This is a genomic window from Pseudomonas sp. 21615526 (assembly GCF_013386245.1).
GTDB lineage: Bacteria > Pseudomonadota > Gammaproteobacteria > Pseudomonadales > Pseudomonadaceae > Aquipseudomonas.
In genome coordinates this window covers 22,761-41,495 of the sequence record NZ_JACAOM010000047.1, presented here as the reverse complement: position 1 = coordinate 41,495, position 18,735 = coordinate 22,761, and the positions used below count along the sequence as shown (strand labels likewise).

The 18,735-nt window shown below is 62.5% G+C and carries 15 protein-coding genes; 14 read left to right on the top strand and 1 reads right to left on the bottom strand.

Going from position 1 to position 18,735, the window contains the following annotated elements:
- Positions 1 to 13 precede the first annotated feature (13 nt).
- Complete coding sequence (locus HX786_RS15190) at positions 14 to 643, bottom strand: LysE family translocator (protein WP_087695340.1); 630 nt, start codon at positions 641 to 643, stop codon at positions 14 to 16.
- Between the two features lie 94 nt (positions 644 to 737).
- Here HX786_RS15190 and HX786_RS15185 point away from each other — a divergent pair, with 94 nt between their 5' ends.
- The 14 genes from HX786_RS15185 to HX786_RS15120 all read left to right on the top strand — a co-directional run bounded on the left by HX786_RS15185 (position 738) and on the right by HX786_RS15120 (position 18,734).
- Positions 738 to 2,063: a PLP-dependent aminotransferase family protein gene (locus HX786_RS15185; protein ID WP_178912289.1), complete on the top strand. Its 1,326-nt coding sequence runs from the start codon at positions 738 to 740 to the stop codon at positions 2,061 to 2,063.
- A 302-nt stretch (positions 2,064 to 2,365) separates the two neighbouring features.
- The gene (locus HX786_RS15180) at positions 2,366 to 2,668 is read left to right on the top strand and encodes a DUF6124 family protein (RefSeq protein ID WP_003208197.1); all 303 of its coding nucleotides are present in this window, start codon (positions 2,366 to 2,368) and stop codon (positions 2,666 to 2,668) included.
- A gap of 129 nt (positions 2,669 to 2,797) precedes the next feature.
- Positions 2,798 to 3,313 carry a sigma-70 family RNA polymerase sigma factor gene (locus HX786_RS15175; RefSeq protein ID WP_177023039.1) on the top strand — a complete coding sequence of 172 codons (516 nt, stop codon included), beginning with the start codon at positions 2,798 to 2,800 and terminating at the stop codon, positions 3,311 to 3,313.
- A complete protein-coding gene (locus tag HX786_RS15170; RefSeq protein WP_177040819.1) occupies positions 3,300 to 4,259 on the top strand; it encodes a FecR domain-containing protein in 960 nt (319 codons plus the stop codon). The genes HX786_RS15175 and HX786_RS15170 overlap by 14 nt, the downstream gene beginning before the upstream one ends.
- A gap of 105 nt (positions 4,260 to 4,364) precedes the next feature.
- On the top strand, positions 4,365 to 6,851 hold the full coding sequence (locus HX786_RS15165; RefSeq protein ID WP_178912288.1) for a TonB-dependent receptor: 2,487 nt from the start codon (positions 4,365 to 4,367) through the stop codon (positions 6,849 to 6,851).
- Between the two features lie 444 nt (positions 6,852 to 7,295).
- A complete protein-coding gene (locus tag HX786_RS15160) occupies positions 7,296 to 8,735 on the top strand; it encodes an undecaprenyl-phosphate glucose phosphotransferase (protein WP_178912287.1) in 1,440 nt (479 codons plus the stop codon).
- Complete coding sequence (locus HX786_RS15155) at positions 8,735 to 10,195, top strand: mannose-1-phosphate guanylyltransferase/mannose-6-phosphate isomerase (protein ID WP_003208208.1); 1,461 nt, start codon at positions 8,735 to 8,737, stop codon at positions 10,193 to 10,195. Before HX786_RS15160 ends, HX786_RS15155 begins: the two co-directional genes overlap by 1 nt.
- Positions 10,195 to 11,106 (top strand): glycosyltransferase family 2 protein, encoded by a 912-nt coding sequence (locus tag HX786_RS15150; RefSeq protein ID WP_178912286.1) that lies wholly within the window; start codon positions 10,195 to 10,197, stop codon positions 11,104 to 11,106. Before HX786_RS15155 ends, HX786_RS15150 begins: the two co-directional genes overlap by 1 nt.
- 29 nt (positions 11,107 to 11,135) lie before the next feature.
- On the top strand, positions 11,136 to 11,900 hold the full coding sequence (locus HX786_RS15145) for a polysaccharide biosynthesis/export family protein (protein ID WP_008434559.1): 765 nt from the start codon (positions 11,136 to 11,138) through the stop codon (positions 11,898 to 11,900).
- A gap of 14 nt (positions 11,901 to 11,914) precedes the next feature.
- Positions 11,915 to 13,906, top strand: coding sequence for an exopolysaccharide transport family protein (locus HX786_RS15140; RefSeq protein WP_003208213.1), 1,992 nt, complete (start codon positions 11,915 to 11,917; stop codon positions 13,904 to 13,906).
- Positions 13,906 to 15,096: a glycosyltransferase gene (locus HX786_RS15135; RefSeq protein WP_178912285.1), complete on the top strand. Its 1,191-nt coding sequence runs from the start codon at positions 13,906 to 13,908 to the stop codon at positions 15,094 to 15,096. Before HX786_RS15140 ends, HX786_RS15135 begins: the two co-directional genes overlap by 1 nt.
- On the top strand, positions 15,086 to 16,414 hold the full coding sequence (locus HX786_RS15130) for a cellulase family glycosylhydrolase (protein WP_003208216.1): 1,329 nt from the start codon (positions 15,086 to 15,088) through the stop codon (positions 16,412 to 16,414). Before HX786_RS15135 ends, HX786_RS15130 begins: the two co-directional genes overlap by 11 nt.
- 8 nt (positions 16,415 to 16,422) lie before the next feature.
- Positions 16,423 to 17,640 (top strand): glycosyltransferase family 4 protein, encoded by a 1,218-nt coding sequence (locus tag HX786_RS15125; RefSeq protein WP_134327042.1) that lies wholly within the window; start codon positions 16,423 to 16,425, stop codon positions 17,638 to 17,640.
- Positions 17,631 to 18,734, top strand: coding sequence for a glycosyltransferase family 1 protein (locus HX786_RS15120; protein WP_008434566.1), 1,104 nt, complete (start codon positions 17,631 to 17,633; stop codon positions 18,732 to 18,734). Before HX786_RS15125 ends, HX786_RS15120 begins: the two co-directional genes overlap by 10 nt.
- Position 18,735: the final 1 nt, after the last annotated feature.

Sequence of the window (18,735 nt, the reverse complement as noted above, 5' to 3'; positions counted from 1 at the left end):
TATGAGTGATGTTTCACGTCGGGCGAGACATCAATGCCAAGCGCACGGCCAGCACCATCAGCACGGTTGCCAGGCCCCATTTCTGTAAGCCTGCGCTCCCCGGTTTGCCGGCAAAAAACCGGCTCACCGCCCCGCCAAAAATCCCCAGCACGGCATGAAACACACCGCTGATCAGCGTCAGGATGATCCCCAGTTGCACCAGTTGCAGCGCGATGGGGCCCGCCTCGGGGCTGACGAATTGCGGCAGGAACACCATGAAAAACAGCAGCGCCTTGGGGTTGAGCAAACTGTTGAGCATTGCCCGCACAAACACCCGGCCCAGCGGCACGCGGCTGACGTGGGCCGTGTCCAGGGCGGGCGTTTTCTGCAGGGTCTTGAACACCAGCCACAGCAGGTACAACACCCCGGCGTAGCGAATCAGGTCGAAGGCCGGCGGCCAGCTGGCGACCAGAGCGGTCACGCCGGTTGCGGTCAGTGCCGTGAGCAGCAGGTCCGCCACGCTGATGCCCAACCCGGATGCCACCCCGCCACGCCAGCCATAGGTCACACCGTGGCTGATGACGAAGGCCATGTTCGGACCCGGGGATAACAACAGCAGCAGGACTGCGCCAGAGAACACAGCCAGGGTTGCGAGGTCGATCATGCTCAAGCCATCCGCCGGGAAAGCCTGTAGATTAATCAGCCCACCTGATACAAACAAAAAATTGATCTAGATACACTTTGCACAGGAACGCACCATGGCTCAGGTCCGCTACAAACTGATCGTCGATGAACTGGCCACGCGGATTCGCGCCGGACAGTTGCCGCCGGGCGCCCAGTTGCCGACCCTGCGTAGCCTGATGAACAGCCATCGCATCGCCCTCGCCACTGCCTTGCGGGTGTACAGCGAACTGGAGGCCAGCGGCCTGGTGGTGGGTGAACCGGGACGCGGGACGTTTGTGCGCGACACCACGTTGCTGCGGGGCATGGGCCTGGTGCAACAACCGCTCCAACCGGGCACCGTGGACCTGAGCCTCAACTACCCCTCGTTGCCGGGCCAGGCCGAGATGCTGCGCGACGGTTTGCGTGCCATTGCCGCCTCGGGCGACCTCGATGCGCTGCTGCATTCCGCCCCGCAGGGTGGCCGCGCCCATGAACGACAGACCGCCGCGCGGCACCTGCGCAATCGGCAGATTCGCGTGAGTGGCGAGCAAGTGCTGATCGTCAACGGTGCGCAACAAGGCCTCGCCGTCAGCCTGATGGCGCTGCTGCAACCGGGGGATGTATTGGCGGTGGATGCGCTGACGTATCCCGGGTTGAAAACCCTGGCCCAGTCCCAGCGAATCGACCTGGAGCCGCTGCCGCAACCGGCTGGGCATACGGATCTGGATGCGCTGGAGGCTTTGTGCAAACGGCGCCCGGTGCGGGCTTTTTATTGCATGCCCACGTTGCACAATCCGCTGGGCACGGTGATGGGTGAAGCCGACCGCGAGCGCCTTGCAGCGTTGGCTGAACGCTACGATTTTCTACTGATCGAAGACGGCGCCTACGCCTTTCTCGCCGAGCCCGCACCGAAGCCGTTGTTTACTTATGCGCCGCTGCGCACGGTGTATGTGTCTGGCCTTTCGAAGAGTGTGGCGTCGGGGTTGCGGGTGGGGTTTATCGTCGCGCCCAAGGCGTTGGTGCCGGCGCTGGAGCAAGCGATCCGTGTCTCGACCTGGAGCACGCCGACGCTCACGGTAAACCTGGCGTGCCGCTGGATAGAATCCGGTGCAGTGGATGCACTGGAAGAGCACAAGCGCCAGGATGCGCGCCAACGCCAGGCGCTGGCCCGGGAGGTCTTGCGAGGGTGTGAGGTGATTGCGCATCCGGCGTCGTATTACCTGTGGCTGGTGTTGCCGGAAGGTCTGCGGGCGGATGCAGTGGTGGCTGCGCTTGAGGGCCAGGGTGTGCGGGTCACCAGTGCCGAGCCGTTTGCCTGTACGGCCCATGTGCCGCATGCGTTGCGGGTGGCGCTGGGGTCGATTGATTTGGCGACGTTGAGAATAGCCTTGGGGAAAATTCGCGAGGCAATTCGGATATGAATAAAGGGCCAGCAGGGTAAATCCCTTTGATTTGCGGGACATTTCCGAGACAATCTTTCGGCCTTGTGCCTGCCGGAACCGGTGGCTAGTCTTCGCCCCGTCACTGCTCATCAGTGATCGGGTTTAGTCGCCCGGATCCGAAAAGGCGCATGTCCCATCATGAGGTTTTATGGTGGCTGTGCGCAGGGCACCTTCGGGTGCGCCGGTTTTTCCTTTTCGGCCGGTCGACTAACCTGCGTACAGCCGCCACCCTACGTTTAGTCGCGAAGGGGTCGGCTCCTTAACCGAAAAGGAGTTACACCATGAATAAACCCGTCCCCGACCCACCCATCGACCTGCTCAAAAACCGCGCTGCCTTCAATCGCGCCCTCGAACACTACCTGCCTTCCCAGGGCTTCCATACCGTCAACGAAGACCTGAGCTTCGAAGACTCCCTTCTCTACACCGCCAGCCTGCTCAGCAGCGCCTCGGCCACCGCTCTCGACTGCGGCGAACTGCTGCAAAGCCCCGAGCGGGCAAAGTTGCTGGCGGTGTGGCATTTGCTGGAAATTGCCAAGACCACCGTCGACCGCTCGATTGAGTGTTTGCACCTGCGCAAGGCTTAGCCGCAACCCCGTCAAGCCTGTGTGGGTTTGTGCATCCGGCCAAATCCACACGGCAACGATTGCCCAATCCTCTGGCCAACGCATAGAATGCGAACCGTTATCAATTAAGACGCCCGCGCCAGGATGCCCATGTCGAGCGACCACCCACTGGATCATGCCACCATCGGCCAGCTCTACCATGCCCATCATTCCTGGCTGCGCGGCTGGTTGAGCCGGCGTACGGGCTGCCGTGAGCACGCCGCCGACCTGGCGCAGGAAACCTTCGTGCGCCTGCTCAATGCGCGCAAGCAGCAAGCCTTGCTGCAACCCCGGGCCTACCTGAGCAGCATCGCCCGCAGCCTGATGATCGACCAGTATCGCCGCCGCGAACTGGAGCGTGCCTATCTGGAGAGTCTCGCGCATTTCCCGCAAGTCGAGGTGCCGTCGGAAGAAACCCGCCTGCTGATCCTCGACAGCCTGGAGCGCATCGACCGCCTGCTGGACCAACTCAAGCCACGGGTGCGCGAAGCGTTTTTGCTGGCGCAACTGGACGGCCTGACCTGCCAACAGATCGCCCTGCGCCTGGGGGTGTCCAAGGCCACCGTGGAGCGCGACCTGGCCAAGGCACTGCATGCCTGTTATCGGTTGCGTTATGCCGAAGGCTAATCCGCCATTGGTGGACCAGGCGATCCAGTGGATGATCAAGCTGCGGTTCAATATTGCCGATGACGCCACCACCGCTGCCTTCGAACGCTGGCTTGAAACCAGTGGCGATCACCAGCAGGCCTGGCAACGGGTCTCGTCGATGAGTGACGAGTTTGCGCAGTTGCCGGCACAGGTCGGCCGCCATGCCTTGCAAGGTGCCCGCCAACGCATCAGCCGCCGTGAAGGGTTGAAGTTGCTCGGGCTGTTCGCCGGTGCCGCAGGGCTGACATGGTTCGGCCGCGACTACACGCCATTGCCCGGCCTGCTGGCTGATTACCGCACCGCCACCGGAGAGCGGCGTTGGGTCGCCCTCGACGATGGCAGCCGTATCCAGCTCAACAGTGCCAGCGCCATCGACACAGTCTTCAACACCGAAAGGCGTCTGGTGCAGTTGCGCCAGGGTGAAATCCTGATCGACATGGGCGCCGACGGTAGCGCGCCACGGCCCTTCTGGGTGCAAACCCGCGACGGTTATCTGCGCGCCTTGGGCACCCGGTTCATGGTGCGCGAGGAGCCCCACGGCACCTTGCTCGCCGTGCAAAAAGGCAGCGTCGCGGTATTCGCCGACAGCCATCAGGCCAGCGCACGTGGGGTGATACAGCCCGGCGAGCAGGTGCTGTTTGATCGAAACGGCTTGCGTCCACCCGCCACCACGGGCCTGGATCCCTGGGCCTGGAGCGACGGTGTGATCAGCGCTCACAACATGCGTCTGGACGATTTCCTCGCAGAGCTGAGCCGTTACCGCACTGGGCTGGTGCGCTGCAGCGAAGCGGTCGCCGGCCTGCGTGTGTCCGGGACTTACCAGTTGGACGATACCGATCAGGTCCTGACCCTGGTGGCACAGGCACTGTCGGTGAACATCACCTATCGCAGCCGTTATTGGGTGACCGTCGCCGCTCGTGCATGACCTTCCGAAAATAAATGAGGTGAATTCTCATCTTCGCTCGACCTGTAAGGAAAGGCCGATCAACAGGCCGATTCTGTCCACTTCCTTCAGGAGCATTCCGCGGTCATGCAAGCGTTCCCCTCCAAGCGTTCTCCCCTCAAGCATGCGGTGCACGCCGCCCTGCTCGGTGCCTGCCTGAACGGCAGCGCCCTGCCCCTGGCGGTCATGGCGCAAACGCCTGTCAGCGACACCCAGGCCCGTGACTGGAACATTGCACCCGGCCCATTGGCCACCGTGCTCGACCAGTTTGCGCGCCAGGCGAGTATCAGCCTGTCCTATGACGCCACCAGCGTCGCCGGCAAGACCAGCCCCGGCCTCAACGGCGCGCTGGACAGCCAACAGGCCTTGAGCCAATTGATCCAGGGCCAGGGCTTGCAAGCCCAACGCCAGAGCAACAACACCTGGCTGCTGTTGCCGCAAGTCGCGGACACCGGCGCGCTGAACCTGGGTGCCACCACCGTGACCGGCGAACACCTCGGCGTCACCACTGACGGCAGCGGTTCCTACACCACTGGCGCCGTGACCATCGGCAAGGGCGCCCACAGCCTGCGGGAAACACCGCAATCGGTCAGCGTTATGACCCGCAAGCTGATCGACGACCAGAACATCACCACCATCGATCAATTACTGGAACACACCCCGGGCATCACCACCTACGACTCACCTATGGGTGGCAAGTATTTCTATTCCCGTGGTTTCAAGATGCTCGGCCAATACCAGTTCGACGGTGTGCCGTTGGACATCGGCAAAGACTACGTACAGGCCGACAGCTTCACCGCCAACATGGCGATCTATGACCGGGTGGAAGTGCTCAAGGGCGCGGCCGGCATGCTCAAGGGCGCCGGCACCGCCAGTGGTGCGGTGAACTTCGTGCGCAAGCGGCCACAAGACAAACCCACCACCAGCCTGTCGCTGTCTGCCGGCACCTGGGACAACTACCGCGCCGACGTCGATACCGGCGGCCCGCTCAATGACAGCGGCACCGTACGCGGCCGCGCCGTGGTCAGCCAACAGAACCGTGGCTCGTACATGGACGTCTCCAAGCGCCAGGACCAAGCTGTCTACCTCGCACTGGATGTTGACCTCTCGCCCGACACCACCCTGGGCATCGGTGCCAGCTACGAAGATATCGATGCAACGCCCTGCTGGGGCGGTGTGCCGCGCTACAGCGACGGCAAGAGCATCGGCCTGAGCCGTTCCACCTGTCTGGGCCAGGCCTGGAACGACTGGCAGAGCCAACGCACTACGCTGTTTGCCGACCTCACCCACCACTTCAACGACGACTGGCAACTCAAGGTCACGGCGGTGAACAGCCGCAACCTGCAAGACATCAAATACGCCGCCAGCCAAGGCACCGTGAAGTACGGTGATCCGGCGCCAACCGCCGAGATGTACGCCGCGCTGTTTGACTACGACCACCGGGATTTCGGACTGGATGCCTACCTGGACGGTAAGTTCGAAGCGTTCGGTTTGCAGCATGAACTCATCATCGGCGCCAATGGCAGCCGTGGCACCCAGGACGATGTCTACGCGATCCGCAGCCTGCCCGACCGGCAAAGTATCTTCCTGCCCAACCACCACTTCCCGCAGCCCGCCAACGATACCTTCTGGCCCAACATGTACCGGGGCGGCACCGTCAAGGAAACCGCCACCCAGTACGGTACCTACGCCACTTTGCGCCTGAGGCTGGCCGAGCCATTGATGGTGGTGCTCGGCAGTCGCGTCAGTTGGTTCGAAAACCGCCGCCAGTCGAATAACCTCGCCTGGGGCGAATGGGCCCTGCAGGATGCACGCACCAAGGAAACCGGTGAAGTCACGCCGTTCGCCGCGGTGATCTATGACCTCGACGACAACCTTTCGGTGTACGCCAGCTACGCCGATATTTTCCAGCCACAAAGCTCCAACGCCACGGTGACCGGGGCTGCCCTCAAGCCCAAAATCGGCGAAAACTACGAGCTGGGCATCAAGGGCGAATGGTTTGAGGGGCGCCTCAACAGCTCGCTGGCATTGTTCCGCGCTATCGAGAAAAACGCCGCCGAAACCGACTACACCACCCAATGCGGTACCTCGGCAGACGGCTATTGCTACACCGACACTGGCAAGGTTCGCGCACAAGGTGTCGAAGCCGAGTTGAGTGGCGAGTTGCTGGAACGCTTGCAAGTGGCGGGCGGCTACACCTACACCCAGACCAAGAATCTCAACAACATCAACAGCGCCGCCATTGGCGCGGTCGCAAACAGCTACGTGCCGCGACACATGCTGCGCTTGTGGGGCGATTATCAGTTGGACGGCACACTGTCGAAATGGAGCGTCGGCACCGGCGTCAACGCCCAGAGCAGCAACTACCGAATTCAAGGCATCAAACTGGAACAAGCCGGTTATGCGGTATGGAATGCGCGGTTGGCGTACCGGGTTGATGACACATGGACGGTGGCGCTGAACGGTAACAATCTCTTCGACAAAAATTACTATCAGACGGTGGGAACGGCCGACTGGGGTAATTTCTACGGCGAACCGCGCAACTTCACTGTCAGTTTGAAAGGCAATTTTTAAGGTTAGTACCGCCTCAATGTGGTGACGGACTCACGTCCTCACCACTCGTCGCTTGTCCCCGAAAAACCCCGCATCCGACCTCCGTCAAAAAAAGGTTTTCCTCAGCCGCAGGAAATTTCCTAAATTTGTTCCTACACTCCAAAACGCCAGCATTTTGTTCCGGGAAAACCCGGAAATCCGACCAAGACAGTCAACAAACTGTCACGCGGGAGAGTACCTGACGTGTCTAGACCGAAGGTCTTATAAAAAAGTCAAAACCTTGACGAGCGACGAAAAGGGAACCATCATTTAGCCATTACCCCGCAAATTCCCTGCAGATAGATAGGTAATTGCGTATTACCCAGCGAAGTAACCGTTCGTCTGGCGCCACTTATAAAGCAAGCCCTGCCTTTATGGATGAGCAGCCGAACAAGGAAGCCCTGGTGTGCAATGAGGGATGTTTTTATGCGCGAGAAGTCGTCAGTCGACAGCCTGTTTTTGACCCGGGCCGGTTTCATTGAGTTCTTTGTTGTTTTCGTAAAATTGATGCACGGCCTCACCGCCGTTTTTCCAGCACTGATCCTGCTGTTTTATCCAGACCCGATGGCCCCCGAACTGCGCGCGCACTTTCTCGGCTTGCTGCTGTTTTTCGCGATCCTGACGATCATTCTGTTCCAGGCCATGGGGGTTTACTCCGAGGAGCTGTTCAGCAACCGCCTGCGGTTTCGCACCATGCTGGTGGCCTGGTCCGCGGCCTTTTGCATCCTGCTGTTCATGTACCAGATTCTGCTGATGTTCCCGCAGTTGAGCCCGCGCAACCTGGCGTTCTGGTTTATCACCAGCCTTGCGTTGTTCGGGCTGGAGCGGATCGTGATGCTGCGCCTGTTCCGCAACCTGATGGCCAGCGGCAAATACCTGCAACGCACGGTGATCCTCGGCTTCACCGACACCGCCGTGCACGTGGCCGACCACTTGCAGCGCAACGGCGATATCCGTTCCGGACTGATCGGTTTTATCGACGACCGCACCGAGCGCATCCCCAAGGAACTGAGCAACCTGCCGCTGCTGGGCAACACGCGCGACCTGGAAAAACTGATCCGCTCCGAGCAGGTCAACCAGGTGATGATTACCCTGCCCTGGGCCGCCGAACAGCGGATCAACGGGCTGGTAAAGCGCCTGCGGCAGATGTCGGTCAACGTCATGCTGGTGCCTGACATGGCGGCCCTGCGCTATGGCCACAGCCGTATCACCGATGTGGGCGGCATCCTGATGTTCAACACCTCCCACGTGCCGCTGCGGGGCTGGTCGCCGTTTATCAAGCGCTGTGAAGACCTGATCCTGGCAACCCTGGGCCTGGTGGCACTCTCGCCGATCATGCTGATCACGGCGATTGCCATCAAGCTCGACTCCAAGGGCCCGGTGCTGTTTCGCCAGAACCGGTTTGGCTACAACGACAACGTGATCCGGGTGTTCAAGTTCCGCTCGATGTACGCCGAGATGAGCGACTTCAACGCCGACCGCCAGACCACCCGCGGCGACCCGCGCATCACCCGCGTGGGCCGGGTCATTCGCAAGACCAGCATCGATGAGCTGCCGCAGCTGTTCAACGTGCTGCTGGGCAACATGTCGATGGTCGGCCCGCGGCCCCATGCCACCGCGACCAAAGCCGCCGGCGTGCCCTACGAAGTTGCCGTGAGCGAGTACAGCTCGCGCCACCGGGTAAAACCGGGCATCACTGGCTGGGCGCAAATCAACGGCTATCGTGGTGAAACCGACACCCTGTTCAAAATCCAGAAACGCGTTGAGTACGACCTGGAGTACATCTCGAAGTGGTCGGTGTGGTTCGACTTGTACATCGTTTTCATGACGGTCCCGGCCGTCCTTTCGACCAAGGAAGTCTATTGATGAACACCCTCAACGGCTTGATTCCCTGCATCATTTCCGGTGGTTCGGGCACCCGGCTGTGGCCGGTGTCGCGGCAAAACATGCCCAAGCCTTTCATGCGCATGCGTGATGACCAGAGCCTGCTGCAGAAGACGTTCCTGCGGGCCAGTCACCTGCCGGGTGTGGAAAGCGTGCTGACGGTGACCAACCGCGACCTGCTGTTTCGCACCCTCGATGACTACCGCGTGGTCAACAAGGCCCATCTGGCCCTTGACCTGTTGCTGGAGCCGTTCGGGCGCAACACCGCCGCCGCCATCGCCGTGGCCGCCCTGCATGTACAGGAAAACTTCGGCAGCGAGGCGCAGTTGCTGATCCTGCCTGCCGACCATCTGATTCTTGATGAAAGCGCCTTCGCCGATGCCGTCACCCAGGCCCGCGAACTGGCGGAAGCCGGCTACCTGGTGACGTTCGGCATCCAGCCCGACCACCCGGAAACCGGCTTCGGCTATATCGAACAAGGCGAGGCGCTGGGCCAGGGGTTCCGGGTCAAGCGCTTCGTCGAGAAGCCCGACCTGGCCACCGCCCAGGGCTACCTGGACGGCGGCAAGCACCTGTGGAATGCCGGGATGTTCTGCTTCAAGGCCGGTACATTGCTGGAGGAACTGGCGCTGCACGCCCCCGCCGTGCTGGACGCCGCCAAGGCCGCCCTCGAGCACGGCCACAGCCTGAACAACAACAGTTGCCGTCAGCGCGAGCTGAACGCTGAAGGTTTCGGCGCGGCGCCCGACATCTCGATCGACGTGGCGCTGATGGAAAAATCCGCGCAAGTGGCGGTGGTGCCCTGCGACATCGGCTGGAGTGATATCGGTTCCTGGGACGCGGTGCGCCAACTCACCCCCAGCGACGCCAACGGCAACCAGGTCAATGGCCAGGCGATCCTGCATGACGTGCACAACTGCTACATCGACTCGCCCAAGCGCGTGCTGGGCGCAGTGGGCGTGCGCGACCTGATCGTCGTCGACACCCCGGATGCGATCCTGATTGCCGACGCCAAGCGCAGCCAGGACGTGCGCTACATCGTCGCCGAGCTCAAGCGCCAGGACCATCCGGCATTCAGCCTGCACCGCACCGTCACCCGGCCGTGGGGCACCTACACCGTGCTGGAAGAAAGCAGCCGCTTCAAGATCAAGCGCATCGTGGTCAAGCCCCAGGCCTCCTTGTCCCTGCAAATGCACCATCACCGCAGCGAGCACTGGGTAGTAGTCAGCGGCGCGGCGATGATTACCAACGGCGACCGTGAATTCCTGATCAACGCCAACGAGTCCACCTACATTCCGGCCGGGCACAAGCACCGCCTGACCAACCCCGGCATCATCGACCTGGTGATGATCGAGGTGCAGAGCGGCGAGTACCTGGGCGAAGACGACATTGTGCGTTTTGACGACATCTACGGCCGGGCTCCGGCCGAAGTGAAGAAGTGATGCGTACCGCCCTGATCATCCCGACCCGCAACGCTTCCAGCCACCTCGACCGGCTGCTGCCGGCGCTGCGCATGCAAACCCTGCAACCGGACGAAACCCTGGTGGTCGACAGCGCTTCCAGCGATGACACCGTGGCGCGTTTTCGCGAGTTCGGCGTACGGGTCGAAGTGATCGATGCCAAGGACTTCAACCATGGCGGCACCCGCCGCTGGGCCAGCGAGCAAGTCGACGGCGACGCGCTGATCGTGATGACCCAGGACGCGATCCCCGCCGAACCCGAGACGTTCGCCAACCTGGTGGGCGAACTGGAACTGGACCCGCTCAACGGCGTCGCTTACGGCCGCCAGTTGCCGCACCCGGATGCCGGCGTGCTGGGCGCCCAGTCACGCCACTTCAATTACCCGCCGCAAAGCCGCAGCAAAAGCCTGGCGGATGCGCCGGAGCTGGGGATCAAGACCTGCTTCAGCTCGGATTCGTTTTCGGTGTACCGGCGCAACGCCCTGCAAGCCGTCGGTGGCTTCCCCGCGGATGTGATCGGCAGCGAGGACGCCTACGTCGCCGCCCGCATGCTGCTGGAAGGCTACAAGGTGCGCTACGCCGCCACCGCCCTGGTCTATCACTCCCACGATTACCGTCTCATGGATGAGTTTCACCGCTACTTCGACATTGGCGTTTTCTACGGCCGCGAGCCGTGGATCCGCCAGGCTTTTGGCGATGCCGGCGGTGAAGGTAAACGCTATGTACTGGCCGAGCTTCGAGCGTTACGCGAAGCCGGTGCATTGCACCGCGTACCCGAAGTACTGGTGCGCAGCGCGTTCAAATTGCTCGGCTACCGGCTGGGCCATCTGGAGCGCCAGCTCCCCCTCGCCCTCAAGCGGCGCATCAGCATGTTCCCCGGTTATTGGAGGTGAGCATCATGACCTACAGGAAGACCCCTTTGATGAAACGAACCTTGCTCGTCCTGGCCATGATGGCATTGGCCGCCTGCAATACGCCCGCGCGGATCGTCGCGCCCGATGGCAAGACGGTGGACGAGGGCAAGCAGGCCCTCGATCGCATGGCCCAACTGCCGCCGGCGGTGGAGCGGATCCGCATCGGCGACCAGTTGCGGATTGTCCGCGATGCCGGGGAAATGCCAACCCTGTCGGCGTTCAACGTCAGCACGATTTACGAGCTGACGCTGTACACCGTGCAGAACGACGGCAAGATCAACTATCCCTTCCTGGGGCCGATCCAGGTGGCGCGGCGCACGCCGGCGGAAGTCGCCGCCGAGCTGAGCCAGAAACTCGCACCGGTGTATCGCGAGCCTCGGGTGACGGTGAACATCAACCAGGCGCCGGGCAACACGGTGATCGTCGGCGGCGCGGTATTAAACCCGTCGGCTGTCTCCATCGCCACGGCCCCGACCATGGAGCAGGCGATTCTCGGTGCCGGCGGCGTGAGCTCGGTGGGCAACGCGAGCATGGTCGCCCTGCTGCGTGAAGATGGCCAAGGCGTCTACCACGCCTACTTCCTCGATTTCAGCCAGTACCTGAAGAACGGCGCACTGGGCCGCAAGCCCGTGGCGCTGCAACGCGGTGACGTGGTGTTTGTACCCAAGTCCAACGTCGGCGAACGGATCCAAGGCGTGGACACTTACCTGAACCAGCTGATTCCCTTCACCAAATCCATTGGTGTGGGCTACAGCTACACCACGAACCACTAAAGGAGCGACATCCCATGATCGAGATCCGTTCTTTTCGTGATCTTCTGCGTCTGTTCTTCATCTTCAAGCACGAGTTCAAACTGGCGGCGATTGCCGCGCTGGTGATCATTTTGCTGGGGGCGTTCCTGCTGCCGGCCAAGTATGAATCCACCGCGCGATTGCTGGTAAAACCAGGGCGTGACTCGACGATGCCGATCGAGGTCGACAACCGTCAGCCAATCGTCATGCCGAGCACCCAGCGCGACCCGATTGTCGACGAAGAGCGCCTGCTGACCGGCCGCCCTATCGTGCGTGCAGTGGCCGAGCATTACCTCGACGTGATGGACAAGATGCAGCCGCCGGAAGGCGTGTGGAAGCGCACCAAGTGGTACGTCAAGAAAGGCATCAGTGCCGTATTTGACGGTGTGCGAGTGGTGCTGGAAACCGTTGGCATCGTCGAAGAAACCACCCCGGTGGAACGCCTGGCGAAAAGCCTGGAGAAAAACTTCGAAGTGACCCACGCCATCGGCTCTACGGTGATGGACATCAGCTTCCGCTGGGATGACCCGCAAATCGCCCAGGCGGTGGTCAAGGATTGGGTCGAGACCTACATCGACGAGCGCACCCAGGCGTTGGGCCGCAAGAGCCTGTATGCGTTCTATGAAGGCCAGGTGTCTTCCAGCGCTGCGCAGATCAAGAGCTACAAGGAGCAGATCCTCGCGCACTTGAACGACATCGGCGCCTCGAGCATCACCGATCGCCTGGAAGACTTGTCCGAGCGGATCAACGTGCTGCGTGGCGAGGTGTTCAACTCCACTCGGCTGATCGCTTCCTCCGACGTGGCGTTGCAGAGCACCCGTGACCAACTCAAGGGCCAGCCCAAAGAGGTGACCACGGTTCGCCAGATCGCGTTGAACCCGCAGCAACAAGACTTGCGTCGCCTGCTGAACCAGAAGCTCCTGGAAAAAGCCGACATGATGCGTACCTATACGGATAACGCGCCGCCGGTCAAAGCCCTGGACGCTTCGATCCGTGCCATGCAGGCCCAGGTCGCCGGTGAAAGCGACACGGTGCAAAGCTCCGAGAACCGCGCGCCGAACACCCTGGAAATCCACCTGCAACGGGTACTGCTGGATGAGACCAGCCGCAACCAGTCGCTGCGTACACAGTTGGTGCAACAGCAGAAGCAACTGACTGAACTGGAAGCCCAGCGCAAGGACGCCCTGGCCATCGAGCCGGAACTGGCGCGCCTGGCCCGTGAGTTGAACGGCACCGAGAAAAACTACGCGCTGTATGTCGACAGCCTGGAAAAATCGCGGATCGACCGCGAACTGGACAAGAGCCAGATCAGTAACATCGCGGTGATCGAAGAAGCTACCCTGAACCCTGGGCGCGTCTTCCCGAAAACCCTGCTGATGCTGCTGCTGGCGATCCCGTTCTCCATCGTGGTCGGCCTGCTGGTGATCTACCTGTGCTACCTGCTGGATCAACGGATCCACGACGGCGGCCTGGTGGAAGGCAAATTCGGCCTGCCGCTGTGGACCACGTTGCCGGAGTTGGACACCAGCACCGCGCAAAGCACCAACGCCTTCAACGCGAGCATCTATCGCCTGTATGGGTTGCTGCCGCTGGAGCGTATTGCCGAACAGGGCCTGACCCTGGGGCTGACCTCGGCACGGCACGGTGAAGGCGTGAGCTTTATCGTCGAGCAGTTGCGCCAGTTGCTGGAAGAGAACGGCGTGCGGGTGCGGATCGGCGGGGTTGAGCCGGCGATTCCGGGCCAGGTGGTACTGCTGGATGCTTCGGCGCTACTGGACAATCGTGATGCGTTCATCAACCTGCGCCGTGCCGACCTGATTGCGCTGGTAGTGGAAGCGCAAAAAAGCACGGTACCGGTGGTGGAACACGCACTGTCGATCCTCACCACGGCGTTCGGCAAGGTCGATGGCATTATCATCAACCGCCGCAAGTTCGAGGTACCGGTCAAGGTGCTGAAAACCATTGCCAAATACCGGGGTTCGTTCTGATGCGCATCGCCCTGCTCGCTCCCCTGCCGCCGGAAAAGAACGGGATCGCCGACTACGCGAACCACTTCAAGACGGCACTGGAGCAACTGGGCCTCGAGGTGGCTACGCCCTTGACGGGCGTGGTCGGCAGCACGGCGGCGATCAAGCAAGCCATTGCCGGTTTCGACTGGCAGGGTGTTGACCTGGTCCACGCCGAGCTGGGCGGTGGGCGGCTGGGGGAGTTCCTGGCCCTGCGCGAATTGCGCAAGGCCTACCCCGCCCTGCCGTTGACCGCCACGGTGCATGACCCGGAACGCATGGTCTGGCGGCGCGAGCAATTGCCCTTTCCGCTGAACCTGCTGGAATCCTTGCCCAGCCCATTGCCCCAGGCGGCAGTGGTGCTGGCCGATCCCTTGACCCTGCGCGAAGAACGTCACGTCGCCCAGGGCCTGACCCGGCTGGTGACCCTCACCCGCCTGGGCGCCGACTGCCTGACGGCGCGCATGCAATTGCCCGCCGGCAAGGTGGCGGTGATCAACCACGCCAACCTGGATATCCCGCCGGTGGCCTTGCCGCCGCTGGACACGCTGCACCTGTTGTATTTCGGTTTTATCTACCGTGGCAAAGGCATCGAAGACCTGTTGCAGGCCCTGGCCGCCGCCTTCGAAAAAGCCCCCGAATTGCGTGACCGTGTGCGCCTGACCCTGGCCGGTGGCACTGCCGCCGAAATGGCGTTTGGCACAGGCGGCAATTACCTGGAGCAGTTGAACAGCCAGATTGCCGAACTCGGCCTGGCAGGCTCCATCGACTGGCGGCTGAATTTGCCGGCCAGCGAGATCCCGCAGACGATCCAGGCGCACCATGTGATGGTGCTGCCGTATCGCGAATCGAAAAAGCTCGGCCTGCTGGGCCGCCAGCGCGGCACCAGCGGCGCATTGTCCTGGGCTGCCGCCTGCGGGCGCGGCGCGATCACCTCCGATGCCAGGGCGTTTGCCGAGGAAGTCGCCAGCGGCAATGGCGCCATCTATCCACAAGGCGATGTAGCCGCCTTGAGCGAACAACTGCTGCGGCTCGCACGCAACCCGCACATGGCCACGGACTGGGCCGCACGCGCCGCCGCCATAGGCCGTGAACGGTTGTGGCCAGTGACCGCGCAGAAGTTCGCGAGCCTGTTTGAGCAAACCGTTGCAGGAGGCAACCATGGCGCGTAAACGGACTTACCTCGCTACCCTCGCAGTCGTCGCTGCGCTGGGTTTGACCGCCTTTCTCTGGGGCCGCCCGGCCGATGCCGAGAGCCATGTGCTCAAGGGCAGCAAAGAGGTCGTGTGGAAGGACTTCCTGGGGGTGAACGCGCAGTTCCTGTGGTTCAGCCCCGAGCGTTATCAGAAGCAGATCGACCGCCTCAAGGCCCTGGGCCTGGAGTGGGTGCGCCTGGACCTGCACTGGGACCAGCTGGAAACCGCCGAGAACCAGTACAACGTCGCGACCCTCGACGAACTGGTGAACAAGCTGCAGCAGAACCAGATCAAGTCGGTGTTCTACCTGGTGGGCTCGGCGAAGTTCGCCACCACCGCGCCCGCCTCCTCGCCGTACCAGGACCAGTTCCCGCCCAAGGACCCGAATATCTTCGCCAACCGCATGGCATTGCTGGAACAGCGTTACCCCAGCGTAGATGCGTGGCAGGTGTGGAACGAACCGAACCTGCTGGGGTTCTGGCGCCCCGCCGCCGACCCGGCCGGCTATGCGAACCTGTTGCAAGTCACCGCCGCCGCGTTGCGGGTGGTGAACCCGAACAAACCGGTGGTGGCCGCCGGCATGGCATTCTTCAGCGAAATGCCCAACGGCCAGAACATGCTCGACGGGCTGCTGCAACTGGGCGTGCCGAGCCTGAATACCGTCATGTCCTATCACCCCTACACCCAATTGCCCGAAGGCAACACGCCGTCGAACCTCGACTTTGTCGAAAAAACCAGCGCCCTCAACCAGAAACTGCGGGCGGCCGGGGTGAATACCCTGTGGAGCACCGAGTGGGGCTGGTCGACCTACAAAGGCCCGAAAGAGGTGCAGGACTTCATCACCACCCAGGGCCAGGCCGACTACATCGTGCGCCGCGTCGCGCTGATGAGCGCGCTGGATTTCGACAAGATCTTCCTGTTCACCCTGAGCGACCTGGACCAGCGCGCCAGCGTGCGCGACCAGAGTTATGGCTTGCTCGACATCGACGCCAACCCCAAGCCGTCGTACACCGCGCTGCAGAATTTCCTGCAGGTGAGCGGGCCCAAATTGACCCCCGGCGACCCACCCACCGCCGATCAGTTGCCCGATGGCCTGTTCAGCATCGGCTGGTCCCGTGCCGACGGGCGCAAGGTGTGGTTTTTCTGGTCGGCCCGTGGCGGCAGCGCGCACTTGCCGGGCATGACCACCGCCACCTTGTATGACCCGTTGCGCGGCACCGAAACACCCTTGAGTGGCACCAATGGACTGGACGTACCGGTCAAGCCGAACCTGCAAATTCTGTTATGGGATTGAAGCCACCCATGCGCATCCTCTGGATCCTGCCCTACTCGCCTTGGCCCGCTACCAGCGGCGGCAAGACGCGCCAGTTTCATTTGCTGCGCAGCTTGGCTGCGCGCGGGCACCGGATCACCTTGCTGCTGCATGACAAACATGCGGTATCGCTGACGGATCGCCAGGTGCTGGAAGCCTTTCTGGAACAGGTGATCATCCTCCCCCGCCGCCCGCTGCGCAGCCTGAAGACCCTGCTGGCCGGGCTGTTTGCGCCGTACCCGTTGCTGGCCAGTGTGAATGGCCTGTCGGGTGAACTGCAGGACACCTTCGAGCGCTTGCTGACCGAGCATTGGGACGTGGTGCAGATCGAACATACCTACACCTTCCAGCCTTACGAAGATGCATTGGCCCGTCGCTCCCAGCCGTTTGTGCTGACCGAACACAATGTCGAATCGTCCCTCGGCGCCGCGACTTACGACCGCCTGCCCGGCTGGGCGTTGCCGTTCATACGCTACGATCAATGGCGCTACGGCCGCTGGGAACACCGGGTGATGCGCCAGGCCGCGCAAGTGGTCGCCGTGACCGACGCCGACGCCCAGACCCTGGCGCAGATTGCCGGCAAGCCGGTACCGGTGGTGGTCAACGGGGTGGATTGCGCGCACTTCGCTGCTGCCCGACCCGACCCGACGACCCGCCGCGTGCTGTTTCTGGGCAACTACGAATACGCGCCCAACGTCGATGCCATCGAGTGGGCACTGGATGAGATCCTGCCGAAAGTGTGGGCCCGCTGCCCCGACGCACGCATGAGCGTCTGCGGTTTCGGCATGCCGGAAAGCTGGCGCGAACGCTGGAAGGACGGACGCATCGAATGGCAGGGTTTTGTCCCCAACCTGCTGGCCCTGCAATCGAGTTGCTCGGTGTTTCTGGCGCCGTTGCGCCATGGCGGCGGCTCCAAGCTCAAGGTGCTTGAAGCCCTGGCCGCCGGCCTGCCGCTGGCGAGTACCGACCAGGGCGTGTCCGGCCTGGACCTGGTGGAAGGCCTGGATTACCTCGGCGGCCAGACCGCTGAAAGCCTGGCCGACGCCGTGGTGCGCCTGCTGCAACAGCCTGAAGTCGCTGCTCCCATGGGCGAAGCCGGTCGCGCCTATGTGCGCCGTGCCCATGACTGGAGCGTCGCCGCCAGCCAGCTGGAGCAGGTGTACGCGCAACTGTCGCCCCAGAGCCAAAAGGAGCCGGCATGCGCATAGGCCTCGATTACCGCACCGTCGGCACCTCGCCGCAATCAGGCATCAGTCGCCAGGTGTACGCCCTGGAAGATGCCCTGCGCACCCTGCCCGGTATCGAGCTCGAACGCTTCAGCGTCGCGCCGCTGGGGGATGAGCTGCGCCTGAACGTGCATTGCCCGGACTGGGGCTGCGCCAAGACCGCCATGCACCAGCCGCACCAGCGCCTGCGTTTCGAGGCGGGCTACCTGCCCAAGGCGCTGCGCAATGAGCACATCGATGTGTACATAAGCACCTTCAATATGGGCCTGCCGCTGCCGCCCAAACCCCAGGGCCTGCGCACCGTGGTGCTGCTGCATGACCTGTTTCAGATCACCCTGGACAACTATCACGCCAACCGCCTGAAGGCGCTGATCTACAAGGCCAGTGATCGGCTGTCGATCACCTATGCGGTGCACACGGCAGACCGGGTGTGGACGCCTTCGCAGTACAGTGCCGACGAAACCGCGCGGCTGTTTCCCAAGGCGGCAGGCAAGATTCGCGTGTTGCCCAACCAGGTGGTGGGTTTTGTCGGACTGCCGGCGGACCTCTCGGCCCGGCAACTGCCCGAGCGCTACTGGCTGCTGGTGGGTACCCGGGAATTGCGCAAGAACGTGCCGTTCCTGGTGGACGCCTGGCAGCAAGCGCGCAGCCAGTCGCCGAGCGTGCCGGAACTGGTGCTGGTGGGCAGCCTGGAGCATTTGCCCGAAGCACAACGCAACTACCCGGGGATACGCGCCTTGAGCGGCGTATCCGACGCTGAATTGCACGGGCTCTACCGCAAGGCCTTGCGCCTGTGGCAGCCTTCCTACGCGGAAGGCTTTGGCTTGCCGGTGATCGAAGCCCTGAGCGTCGGCACTCCGGTGGCGGTGGCCAGCGGTACCTCGCTGGACGAAATCACCCCGCCGCTGGCACCGCGGTTTTCACCCACGGACGGCGCGGCGCTGGTGCAATTGATGCTGCACCTGGCCGACCAACCCGTCGAACAACCACCTGAACAGTTACGCAGCTGGGCCGAACGCTTCAACCACCAGGCCTACCGTCGGCGCCTGGCCGAACTGATCGAGGAATTGAATTGAG